General features: G+C 64.5%; 13 protein-coding genes. 9 read left to right on the forward strand and 4 right to left on the reverse strand.

Annotated elements, in window-relative coordinates; translation table 11 throughout:
- Nucleotides 1-8 precede the first annotated feature (8 nt).
- Both FQ755_RS35575 and mpl read right to left on the reverse strand, forming a co-directional pair.
- Complete coding sequence (locus FQ755_RS35575) at nt 9-611, reverse strand: YqiA/YcfP family alpha/beta fold hydrolase (protein WP_144162666.1); 603 nt, start codon at nt 609-611, stop codon at nt 9-11.
- Nucleotides 608-2017: a UDP-N-acetylmuramate:L-alanyl-gamma-D-glutamyl-meso-diaminopimelate ligase gene (mpl, locus tag FQ755_RS35580; protein ID WP_144162668.1), complete on the reverse strand. Its 1410-nt coding sequence runs from the start codon at nt 2015-2017 to the stop codon at nt 608-610. Before mpl ends, FQ755_RS35575 begins: the two co-directional genes overlap by 4 nt.
- A gap of 281 nt (nt 2018-2298) precedes the next feature.
- Between mpl and FQ755_RS35585 the strand changes: the two genes are divergently transcribed.
- The 9 genes from FQ755_RS35585 to FQ755_RS35625 all read left to right on the forward strand — a co-directional run bounded on the left by FQ755_RS35585 (nt 2299) and on the right by FQ755_RS35625 (nt 10154).
- Nucleotides 2299-2952 carry a UDP-N-acetylmuramate--alanine ligase gene (locus tag FQ755_RS35585; protein WP_144162670.1) on the forward strand — a complete coding sequence of 218 codons (654 nt, stop codon included), beginning with the start codon at nt 2299-2301 and terminating at the stop codon, nt 2950-2952.
- 10 nt (nt 2953-2962) lie between these two features.
- Nucleotides 2963-3514 carry a TlpA family protein disulfide reductase gene (locus tag FQ755_RS35590; RefSeq protein WP_144162672.1) on the forward strand — a complete coding sequence of 184 codons (552 nt, stop codon included), beginning with the start codon at nt 2963-2965 and terminating at the stop codon, nt 3512-3514.
- 194 nt (nt 3515-3708) lie between these two features.
- Nucleotides 3709-4164, forward strand: coding sequence for a type II 3-dehydroquinate dehydratase (gene aroQ / locus FQ755_RS35595; protein WP_144162674.1), 456 nt, complete (start codon nt 3709-3711; stop codon nt 4162-4164).
- Nucleotides 4165-4234: 70 nt separating this feature from the next.
- Entirely contained in the window at nt 4235-4702 is a 468-nt protein-coding gene (accB, locus tag FQ755_RS35600; RefSeq protein WP_144162676.1) for an acetyl-CoA carboxylase biotin carboxyl carrier protein, read from the forward strand.
- Nucleotides 4703-4918: 216 nt separating this feature from the next.
- The gene (gene accC / locus FQ755_RS35605) at nt 4919-6286 is read left to right on the forward strand and encodes an acetyl-CoA carboxylase biotin carboxylase subunit (protein ID WP_144162678.1); all 1368 of its coding nucleotides are present in this window, start codon (nt 4919-4921) and stop codon (nt 6284-6286) included.
- A gap of 3 nt (nt 6287-6289) precedes the next feature.
- Nucleotides 6290-7192, forward strand: coding sequence for a 50S ribosomal protein L11 methyltransferase (gene prmA, locus FQ755_RS35610; RefSeq protein WP_144162680.1), 903 nt, complete (start codon nt 6290-6292; stop codon nt 7190-7192).
- 48 nt (nt 7193-7240) lie between these two features.
- Nucleotides 7241-8515 carry a DUF3426 domain-containing protein gene (locus tag FQ755_RS35615; RefSeq protein ID WP_144162682.1) on the forward strand — a complete coding sequence of 425 codons (1275 nt, stop codon included), beginning with the start codon at nt 7241-7243 and terminating at the stop codon, nt 8513-8515.
- Between the two features lie 80 nt (nt 8516-8595).
- The gene (tpx, locus tag FQ755_RS35620) at nt 8596-9096 is read left to right on the forward strand and encodes a thiol peroxidase (protein WP_144162684.1); all 501 of its coding nucleotides are present in this window, start codon (nt 8596-8598) and stop codon (nt 9094-9096) included.
- 119 nt (nt 9097-9215) lie between these two features.
- The gene (locus FQ755_RS35625) at nt 9216-10154 is read left to right on the forward strand and encodes a carbohydrate kinase family protein (protein ID WP_144162686.1); all 939 of its coding nucleotides are present in this window, start codon (nt 9216-9218) and stop codon (nt 10152-10154) included.
- Between the two features lie 227 nt (nt 10155-10381).
- Here the strand turns inward: FQ755_RS35625 and FQ755_RS35630 are convergent, their stop codons facing one another.
- Both FQ755_RS35630 and FQ755_RS35635 read right to left on the reverse strand, forming a co-directional pair.
- Nucleotides 10382-10969 carry a histone H1-like DNA-binding protein gene (locus tag FQ755_RS35630; RefSeq protein WP_074302573.1) on the reverse strand — a complete coding sequence of 196 codons (588 nt, stop codon included), beginning with the start codon at nt 10967-10969 and terminating at the stop codon, nt 10382-10384.
- 30 nt (nt 10970-10999) lie between these two features.
- A complete protein-coding gene (locus FQ755_RS35635) occupies nt 11000-11317 on the reverse strand; it encodes a hypothetical protein (protein WP_144162688.1) in 318 nt (105 codons plus the stop codon).
- Between the last annotated feature and the right edge of the window lie 12 nt (nt 11318-11329).

Raw genomic sequence — 11329 nt, forward strand, 5'->3', positions numbered from 1 at the left:
GCAGCGGATCAGGTCGCCGCACGCGGCGCCGGCGGTTCCAGGTCCTCTGCGTCGCAAAAGGCCAGCACGTCGTCGACATGCTGCTCGAACTCGCTGATCGCGTGGTCGCTGCCTTCGATCAGCGTGGTGCGCACGCCCGGGTAATGGGCCAGCATTTCGCGGTAATCGAGCACTTCGTCGCCGGTGGCCGCTATCAAATAATAGCGTTCGGGCCGCGTGATGGATGCGACCCCGAGCGCGCGCAACTCATCCAGATGATGCGGCTCGACGACGATACTGCCGCCGCCGTGCCAAAGCGGCTGCTCGCCGAGGTACTGACTGAGATCACGCTGCGGCACGACCGCCGGATTCAGCAACACCGCCGGCCAGCCATGCTTCTCGGCCAGGTGCGTGGCGAAATAACCGCCCAGCGAACTGCCAACCACGGTGATCCGTTGCGGCGCCGCCGCGGCCACCAGCGACTCGGCCAGCGCGATGGTGGCCAGCGGCGAGACCGGCAGCATCGGGCAGCACCATTCCGCGCTGCGGCCCAGCGCGGCGAGCCGCGCCGCCATCACGCGCGCCTTGAACGAGTTCGGCGACGAGCGGAAACCGTGCAGATAAAGGATCACGCCTCGCCTCGCCTGGATGAAGCCGGCCGCGCCGACAGCGCGTCGAGCAGCTTCTGGTGGACGCCGCCAAAGCCGCCATTGCTCATCACCAGCACCTGGTCGCCGGGCTGCGCCGCCGCGGCCACCGCTTTGACGAGAGCGTCGAGGTTGTCGAAGGCCCGCGCCTTGTCGCCGAGCGGCGCCAGCGCCTCGCCGAGATTCCAACCGAGCGCGTCGCGGCCCGTGGGCGCGCCGTAGCCGAACACGAGGTCGGCGTCGGCGAGGCTCGCCGGCAACTGCGCCTTCATCACGCCCAGCTTCATGGTGTTCGAGCGCGGCTCCAGCACCGCGAGAATCCGCGTGCGCTCGCGGCCGACGCGCGTGCGCAGACCGGCCACCGTGGTTTGGATCGCGGTGGGATGGTGCGCGAAATCGTCGTAGACGGTCACGCCGTCGATGCTGCCCCGCACTTCCATGCGGCGCTTCACATTACGAAAGCCCGCCAGCGACTGCGCCGCCTGCGCGGGCGGCACGCCCACGCTGCGCGCCGCGGCGATGGCCGCGATTGCGTTCATGCGGTTGTGCTCGCCCTGCACCTGCCACTCGACCACGCCCGCGCGCTCGCCGTTGTGATACACCGCGAAGCGCTCGTCGACCGGCACGCCGTCTTCCGCCGGCAAGGCCTCCCAGCCGCCCTGCACGCCGAATCGTTCCACTTCGCTCCAGCAGCCGCGCGCCAGAACCCGGTCGAGCGCGGCCTCGCGGCCATTCGAGACGATCCGGCCAAGGCCCGGCACCGTGCGCACCAGATGATGAAACTGGGTTTCGATGGCGGCGAGATCCGGGAAGATGTCGGCATGATCGAACTCGAGGTTGTTGAGGATCGCCGTGCGCGGCCGGTAATGGACAAATTTCGAGCGCTTGTCGAAGAAGGCGGTATCGTATTCGTCCGCTTCGATCACGAAGAAACTCGAATCGGTCAGGCGCGCCGAGACGCCGAAATTCAGCGGCACCCCGCCGATCAGAAAGCCCGGATTCAGGCCGGCGTCTTCGAGCAGCCAGGTGAGCATCGAACTCGTGGTGGTCTTGCCATGCGTGCCGGCCACCGCCAGCACCCACTTGCCGTTCAGCACATGCTCGCCGAGCCATTGCGGACCGGACACATAAGGCAGGCCGCGATCCAGGATGGCTTCCATCAGAGGATTGCCGCGCGACACCACATTACCGATCACGAATAGATCGGGGTTCAGATCGAGCTGCTCCGCGCCGTAACCCTCTATGAGACGAATGCCTTGCGCCTCGAGCTGCGTGCTCATGGGCGGGTAGACGCCGGCGTCGCAGCCGGTGACCGTGTGCCCGGCGCCGCGCGCGAGTACCGCGAGGCCACCCATGAACGTGCCGCAGATGCCGAGGATGTGGATATGCATAAGCCTGTCGTGCCGCGCGGGCATATTTTGCGTGGGAGGGAGATGCGCAGGAGGGGCCGAAAAGGTCCGTCTGCAAAGGACGCTATTGTAACCGACGCCCTTCGATCGCCCCGCGCCGGGCGTCCTGTCGCCACGTCCGCGCATTGGCCGCCGTTGGCCACGATTGGCCACACCATTGGCCGCCGGGAGCACGGCAGGCGCACGCGCCCGCGCGGCCCGGAGCCCGCCGCGCCCCGCCGGAGCCAAAAAGGCCCGTCATCATTCTCTAGTATGATTGTGAGATGGTTCGCAAATCACATTTCGATCCGCAGCGGGTGCGCGAGGAAATCGCCATCGCCGCTGCGCGGATGATCGCCGAGGACGGTCTGGACTACTCGACGGCCAAGCGCAAAGCTGCGCGGCAAGTCGTCGGGGAGACGCGTGTGGCCGGAGAATGGCTGCCCGATAACGACCAGATCGAAGACGAAATCCGCGAATACCAGTCGCTCTTTCAGGGCGACAGCCAGCCGGCCGTGCTGCGCCGGCTACGCGGTGTCGCGCTCGACTGGATGCAGCGGCTCGCGCCCTTCAATCCGTACCTGACCGGCGCGGTGCTCAACGGCACGGCGGGCGACCATTCGGATGTCTATCTGCAGGCTTTCTGCGACAACCCGAAAGACGTCGCCATCTACTTCCTCAACGCCAACGTGCAATACGACGTTTCGGAGACGCGCCATTTCGCGGGCCGCGGCTACGTCGAGACGTTGAGTTTCCTGTGGCGCCCGGAGCGTGAGGCGCACGGCGCCGGACCGGTCGGCATCCACGTCGCCCTGTACGACGCCGACGATCTGCGCGGCGCGGTGCGCGCCGACGCCAACGGCCGCCACGCCCGGGCCAGCGCGCAGGCGGTGCAGGCGCTGCTCGACGAAAGCCGTGTACCCACCCCCAACAACTGATCGGACAACAATGAAGAGCAAGCGGATTCTGGCAAGTGTGTTCGTGGCGATCCTCGCCACCGGTGTCGGCGTGTTCGCCGGACATGGCCCGCTGAATGCGGGCGGCGTGGATGTCGCGCAAGCCGCGCAACCGCAATCGCCGAGCCCGGTCGCGCAGCTGTGGGCCGCGCCGGTCACCAATGCGGACGGCAAGGCACAGTCGCTGAGCCTCTTCAAGGGCCATCCGGTGGTGATCAATTTCTGGGCATCGTGGTGCGGTCCGTGCGTCGAGGAAATGCCGTCGCTCGCGCAATTGCATCGTGAATACGCGAAGAAAGGCATCGAATTCGTCGGACTTGGCGTCGATTCGGATAAAAACGTCAAAGCCTTCCTGCAGAAGGTGCCGGTGGACTACCCGGTCTACGTCATCGGCTTCGGTGGCGCGGACCTCGCGCGGGCCTTCGGCAATAATGCGGGCGGGCTGCCGTTTACGGTCGTCATCGACGCAAAAGGCAACGTTCGGTCGACAAAATTAGGACAAATCCAGCCGAAAGAGCTCAAACAGACCCTGGACGCCCTCTAGATCTCACATTTGCCTAACCTTTAGTTGCGGTCGAAACAGGCCGGATTGCACGCAAATTGCCTAAAATTGCGAGAAGATGCGCATCGGATCGCTTCTCGGAAAGCCGCCGGAATCAAAGCATGTGCGCGGGAAACTAGACAAGTTTCTCTAATCAGCGCTAAAGTGCGCCCAATTCCACGGAAATAGAAGCGACCATGACGCGACTGCTGGTACTGCACGGACCCAACCTCAATCTTCTCGGCACCCGGGAACCGGAGGTCTACGGTCGCGTGACGTTGCCGCAGATCGATCAGGCGCTGGCAGACCGTGCAGCGGACGCCGGCATTGAACTTGCGACGTTCCAGAGCAACCATGAGGGGGCTTTGGTCGACCGGATTCAGGCCGCGCGCGCCGAGAAGACCGATTTCATCGTGATCAATCCCGCGGCGTACACGCATACCAGCGTGGCGATCCGGGACGCACTGGCGGGAATCGGCATCCCGTTCGTCGAGATTCATCTGTCGAACGTGCATCGTCGGGAGCCGTTTAGGCATCACTCGTATTTCTCCGACCAGGCGGAGGGCGTCATTTGCGGCCTTGGCTGGAAGGGATATCTGTACGCACTCGAATTCGCGCTCGACCGGCTCGCCGCCGGTTCGCAACGCGGCTGATTCCAACAAATTATCTTGAGCCGGCAGGCAGCGCCGCCGGCACTTCATGTATTGAAAGGGGATGTGCCCAATGGATCTACGTAAACTGAAGACTCTGATCGACCTCGTCTCCGAGTCCGGCATTTCGGAACTGGAAGTCACCGAAGGCGAAGGCAAGGTCCGCATCGTCAAGAATGCGCCGCCGGTTTACGTCCAGCCGTCCGCGTCCTACGCTCCGCAGTACGCCGCGCCGGCACCGGCTGCGGGTCCGGCAGCAGACGCGCCGGCTGCGGCTCCGGCCACGCCGGCACCGGTCGCGCCGCAGGGCCACGTGGTGACCTCGCCGATGGTCGGCACGTTCTACCGCGCGCCGTCGCCGGGCGCCGAGCCGTTCGTGCAGGTGGGCGACACGGTCAAGGAAGGCCAGACGATCTGCATCATCGAAGCGATGAAGCTGCTCAACGAAATCGAGTCGGACAAGTCCGGTGTGGTCAAGGAAATCCTCGTCGAAAACGGCCAGGCCGTCGAGTATGGCCAGCCGCTGTTCGTGGTCGGCTAACGCGGCACGCTTTGCGTTTGCCGTCCGTGCGCCCGCCTGATCGGGGCGCGCGACAGATCCGTCCAAGAAAACGGGCCGCCCCAAGTTTTCCGCCCCGGAGGAAGTCCCCTCGGGGGATTGACCTCCTCTAGGGGCCTGGCGCGAAGCGCCAAGGTTTGGGGGCCTCCTGAGGCGGCCGCTGCCCAGCGGCGCCCATTGATGAGTCGAAAACCCGCTATGTTCGAAAAAATTCTCATTGCCAATCGCGGCGAGATCGCGCTCCGTATCCAGCGCGCCTGCCGTGAGCTCGGCGTCAAGACGGTCGTCGTCTATTCCGAAGCCGACAAGGAAGCCAAGTATGTGAAGCTCGCCGACGAAGCCGTCTGTATCGGCCCGGCGCCTTCGAACCTGAGCTATCTGAACATGCCGGCGCTGATCAGCGCGGCCGAGGTGACCGATGCCGAAGCGATCCACCCCGGCTACGGCTTCCTGTCGGAAAACGCCGACTTCGCCGAGCGCGTCGAGCAGTCCGGCTTCACCTTCATCGGCCCGCGCCCGGAAACCATCCGGATGATGGGCGACAAGGTCACCGCCAAGCAGACCATGATCAAGACCGGCGTGCCCTGCGTGCCCGGTTCTGAAGGCGCGTTGCCCGACGATCCCAAAGAGATCGTGAAAATTGCCCGCCAGGTCGGCTATCCGGTGATCATCAAGGCGGCCGGCGGCGGCGGTGGCCGCGGCATGCGCGTGGTCCACACGGAAGCGGCGCTCGTCAACGCGGTCAACATGACGCGCGAAGAAGCCGGCCGCGCCTTCGGCAACCCGCAGGTCTACATGGAGAAATTCCTGGAGAACCCGCGGCACATCGAAATCCAGGTGCTGGCCGACTCGTTCCGCAATGCCATCTGGCTGGGCGAGCGCGACTGCTCGATGCAGCGCCGCCACCAGAAGGTGATCGAAGAAGCGCCGGCGCCGGGTATCGCGCGCCGTCTGATCGACCGCATCGGCGATCGTTGCGCGGACGCCTGCAAAAAGATGGGCTATCTTGGCGCCGGTACGTTCGAATTCCTGTACGAAAACGGCGAGTTCTACTTCATCGAGATGAACACGCGCGTGCAGGTCGAACATCCGGTGACCGAACTGATTACCGGCGTCGACATCGTGCAGGAACAGATCCGCATTGCGGCCGGCGAAAAACTCGCCTTCCGTCAGCGCGACATCGTGTTCAAGGGGCATGCGATCGAATGCCGCATCAACGCGGAAGATCCGTTCAAGTTCACGCCTTCGCCGGGACGCCTGACCTCGTGGCATATGCCGGGCGGCCCTGGCATCCGCGTCGATTCGCACGCGTATAACGGCTATTTCGTGCCGCCGAACTACGATTCGATGATCGGCAAGCTGATTGCTTACGGCGCGACCCGTGAGCAGGCCATCAAGCGGATGCGCATTGCGCTGTCGGAAATGGTGGTGGAAGGCATTCAGACCAACATCCCGCTGCACCGCGAGCTGATGCTCGACGCGAAGTTCGTCGAAGGCGGCACCAGCATTCACTACCTCGAAAACCGTCTGGCCGCGAAGCTGCAGGCCGCGCCGGAAGAGGCGTAAGTCATGAGTTACCGGGAACTGATCGTCGAGCTGGCGCGCGAGCACGCGGAGGAATTGTCCGACGCGCTGCTTGAGCTGGGTGCGTTGTCCGTGTCGGTGGAAGATGCGGATGCCGATACGCCCGACGAGCAGCCGCTCTTCGGCGAGCCCGGTCTCACGCCTGATCGCACGGCCTGGCAGCGCTCGCGCGTGATCGCGCTGCTGGCCACGGAGCACGAGCCCGCGGTCCTGTTGACCGCCGCGGCCAACGAACTGGGTCTGAAGCCCGCGCCCGCCTTCAGCGTGCGCGAAGTCGCGGAACAGGATTGGGTGCGGCTTACGCAGTCGCAGTTCGATCCGATTCCGATTGGCGAGCGCATCTGGGTCGTGCCGTCGTGGCACGACGCGCCGGACCCGGACGCGCTGGTGCTCGAACTGGACCCGGGCCTCGCCTTCGGCACCGGCAGTCATCCCACCACGCGCCTGTGCATGGAATGGCTCGAGCAGTCGGTCGAACCGAACCAGTCCGTGCTCGATTACGGCTGCGGCTCCGGCATTCTCGCCATCCTCGCGAAGAAGTGCGGCGCCAATCCCGTCTACGGCATCGACATCGATCCGCAAGCCGTCGAATCCGCCCGCCATAACAGCGAGCGCAATCGCGCCGAAGTCATCTACGGCCTGCCCGAAGATTGTCCGGCGGGAGAGTTCGACATCGTCGTCGCCAACATTCTGTCCAACCCGCTCAAGCTGATGGCGTCGATGCTGTCGTCGAAGGTGAAGCCGGGCGGCCGGCTCGCGCTGTCGGGCATTCTCGCGCGTCAGGCAGACGAAGTGGCGCGGGTCTATCAACAGTGGATCGACATCGCCGTGTGGCGTGAACACGAAGGTTGGGTATGCCTGACGGGAATGCGTCGGGAAAGCCATTAGAATAAGACGTATTGTCCAACTAACGGCCCTGCGGCCAATCGGCTCAATATGCTCCTGGCGACGCGCTGTCCTTTCTGCGAAACGGTCTTCCGGCTCGATCCGGCGCAACTGGCGCTGCGCCGCGGCCTTGTGCGCTGCGGACACTGCCAGGAAGTGTTCGACGCCTCAAGCAGCCTGTACGAAACCGCCGAAGGCGCGGACTTCGCCTCAGCCAAGCCGGTTTCCCCTGCCGCCGTCGCTGCGCTGAACGTGGGCGCGGCGAATCCGAAGCCGCCCGATTTCAGCGCCGGGACGTGGGACCCGTGGGCGCCGGCGGCCGACGCGGTCATCGACAACCGGCTGCGTCACAACGTCGCCAATCTCCCGCTTGCGCCTATCGCCGCCAGCGTCACGGTGACGCCGCGGCCTGCCAATGAACGCGAGCTGCCGGCGGCGGCTGTCGAAGAAAACGTCGCGTATCACGAACCTCTCTTTGCGCCGCAGGCAGATGCGGAGGCCGAGACGGCGCCGGAAACCTTCCGCGCCGAACCCGAGCACTTTGTGTCCGAAAGCGCGCACGAAGCCGCGCTTGATAATGCAAACGCAGCCGCGGCCGCTACGGCAGCCACGCTGCCACCCGAACCGCAAGCCCCGGTCTGGCGCCCAATCGAGCGCCCCGCTGCCGAGCCGCTCGAAGACGAACCCGCACTACCGGACGCGGCCGCCGCAGCCGCGACCCTGCGCAGCGCGCCGGACCACGAGCCGCATTTCGGCGCCAGCGCGACACCCTTCGCCACCAACCCGCCCGCCGACGAAGCCGACCCGTTCCCGGTGGTACGCGAAACCCGCGCGCCGCCGCCGCGCCGTCTCGGCTGGCGCATTGTCGGCGTGCTGGTCGCGTTGATCCTGCTGGTGGGCCTGCTCGCACAGCTCGCCTGGTGGCAACGCGAGGCCATCATGGTGGCGTGGCCGGTCTCGCGACCGCTCTACGCGCAGGCCTGCGAGCCGCTCGGCTGCCTGATCTTGCCGCCGCACGACATCGACGGCCTGCAGGTCGAGCCGTCCGATCTGCGGCAGATCGACGGCCCGCACAAGCTCGAACTGAAGATGCCGCTGCGCAACCGCTATAACGTCGCGCTGGCGTATCCGGCCATCGAACTCACCTTGCTCGACGACCAGAACAATGTCGCCGTGCGCCGCGTGCTGTGGCCGCAGGACTACGTCAACCCGGGCACGCCGATCGTCGCCGGCCTGCCGGCCCACACGACGCAGACCATGATCGTGCATCTGGATACCGGCAACGCGGTGGCCTCGAATTTCCGCGTGCAGATTTTTTATCCCTGAATAGAACAGCAACTTTTTGCGCGCCCGGGGGACATTGGGCGCGTTCACCGTCAATCCCTGACAAATCTTCGGAGCACAACATGAGTCAAGTCACGCTGGGTGGCAACCCCATCGATGTAGCCGGCACGTTCCCGACCGTGGGCCAGAACGCGCCTGCGTTCTCGCTGGTCGGCAAGGATCTCAAGCCGGTCACGCTCGCCGATTTCGCCGGCAAGCGCAAGGTGCTGAACATCGTGCCGAGCCTCGACACGCCGACCTGCGCCACCTCCACGCGCAAGTTCAATGAAGCCGCCGGCAAGCTGGCCAACACCGCCGTGATCGTGATCTCGGGCGACCTGCCGTTCGCAGCCGCGCGCTTCTGCACCACCGAAGGCATCGAAAACGTCCTGACCGCGTCGACTTTCCGCGGCCATGAGTTCGCCAAGGCCTACGGCGTCGACGTCACGAGCGGTCCGCTGACCGGCCTGACGGCACGCGCGGTGGTCGTCATCGACGAAAACGACAAGGTGGTGCACGCCGAGCTCGTCAGCGAAATCAAGAACGAACCGAACTACGACGCGGCGCTTGGCGCGCTGAAGTAAGCACCGCTCGCCCGGATCTGCGCCGCGCCCTGTGCGCGGCGCTTTTACATCAACGGGCGTTTCAGGGTTGCTACGGTTGCGACGTTTTCACCCATCAGATTCCTATAGGACCACTCATCTTGGCTACGCTGATTTGCGGCTCGCTCGCCTACGACAACATCATGACCTTTGAGGGCCGCTTTCGGGAGCACATCCTTCCCGAGCAGGTCCATATCCTCAACGTGAGCTTTCTGGTGCCGACAATGCGCCGCGAATTCGGCGGCTGCGCGGGCAACATGGGCTACTCGCTGCACCTGCTGGGCGGCGACGCGCGCATCATGGGCGCGCTCGGCGAGGTCGACGCGCAGCTTTACCTGGATCGCTTCGACCAGCTCGGCCTGTCGCGCGAGCACGTGCTGGTACTGCCGGACACCTACTCCGCGCAGGCGATGATCACCACCGATCTCGAAAACAACCAGATCACCGCGTTCCACCCCGGCGCGATGATGCAGGCGCACCTGAACCACGCGGACGAAGCGAAGGACATCACGCTCGCCATCGTCGGTCCGGACGGCTACGACGCCATGACGCAGCACTCCGAACGGCTTGCCGCAGCCGGCGTGCCGTTCGTATTCGATCCGGGCCAAGGCCTGCCGCTGTTCGACGGCGCCACGCTGCGCCGCATGATCGAACTCGCCACCTACCTGGCGGTCAACGACTACGAAGCAAAACTGGTGAGCGACAAGACCGGCTGGTCGCTCGAAGAGATCGCGAGCCGCGTCGACGCGCTGATCGTCACGCTTGGCGAGCACGGGGCGCAAATCCATCACGCCGGCGGCACGGAAGACATCCCCGCCGTCACCGCGAAGCAGGTGCTCGACCCCACCGGTTGCGGCGACGCCTTCCGCGGCGGCCTGCTCTACGGCATCGAAAAGCAACTCGGCTGGGCCACCACCGGCCGCCTCGCGAGCCTGATGGGCGCGCTCAAGATCGAACACCAGGGACCGCAAAACTACGCGCCCACCAAGGCGGAGATCAGCGAACGGTTCAAGCAGGCGTTTGGCTACGACCTGCCGTAATGGCGCAAACCGGCGGCACGCATTAGCTTCCCTGCCCGTCGCTGCCGATCCATAAGGTCGACAAAGGCCAGACCAAGGCCAAAAAAAGGCCAAAAAAAGGCCAAAAAAAGGCCAAAAAAAAATCCCGCCGCCGGAAACCCGGCGACGGGACGGTGATTGAGCAGCGGGACTGACTGGCTACTCAATCATCGGACACATCGGAATGTGCCTAACGACTCGTCAGCAAATTACGGACGGCTGCCGGTCGGGAACGGCCATGCTGCAGCCGGATTCAACGCGGTCTTCACCGTAGCCGCCGGTGCTGCGCTCGTTGCTGCGGGAGCGGCAGGTGCCGGAGCAGCCTTCTTCGCAACAGCCTTCTTCGGTGCAGCGGCTTTCTTGGCAGGCGCAGCGGGGACCTTGGCGGCCTTCTTCGCAGGAGCCTTGGCAGCCTTCTTCGCAGCAGGAGCCTTGGCAGCCTTTTTCGCCGGCGCCTTCTTGGCAGCGGCCTTCTTCGCCGGTGCTGCCTTCTTGGCGACCTTCTTCGCTGCAACCTTCTTCACTGCAACTTTCTTTGCAGCAGCCTTCTTGGCCGGTGCTGCCTTCTTCGCCGCAACCTTCTTCACTGCGACTTTCTTGGCTGCAACCTTCTTCGCTGCGACCTTCTTGGCCGGTGCAGCCTTCTTCGCTGCAACCTTCTTCACAGCAACTTTCTTTGCTGCAACCTTCTTCACTGCGACCTTCTTAGCAGCGACTTTCTTTGCCGGTGCTGCTTTCTTCGCTGCAACCTTCTTCACAGCGACTTTCTTAGCGGCGGCTTTTTTTGCAGTTGCCATCATTTTCTCCTTCAGGTTTTCAGATGAGAGTCAGTTCAAACTACACCCTTCGTCAAAACCCGCTTCCCGCGGACGCTTCTCAAGGCGGGCGCTACGAAGCGGGCTATTCATCGGCGTACGCAGGTGCTGCGCGCTTACGCTAATGAATACGGTAAGGCGCGCCGTGCCATTGGGCACCGCGCGCCAAGTCCAGTCAGCGTCGGATTTCGACGCCGGCAATCGTTTGATCGGGCCGTCGGCCATCCGGCCAACGGCTTTTTCCGGGGGGAAGTTTGCCCATCCCACTGAAGGGTTCGCAAAGTGCCTGTCATGTTTGTGGGCCGCTAAGGCACCGGGCACGCTCTGCATCAGGCGGTTCTG

Source organism: Paraburkholderia sp. BCC1885, assembly GCF_900996235.1.
Taxonomy (GTDB): Bacteria; Pseudomonadota; Gammaproteobacteria; order Burkholderiales; family Burkholderiaceae; genus Paraburkholderia.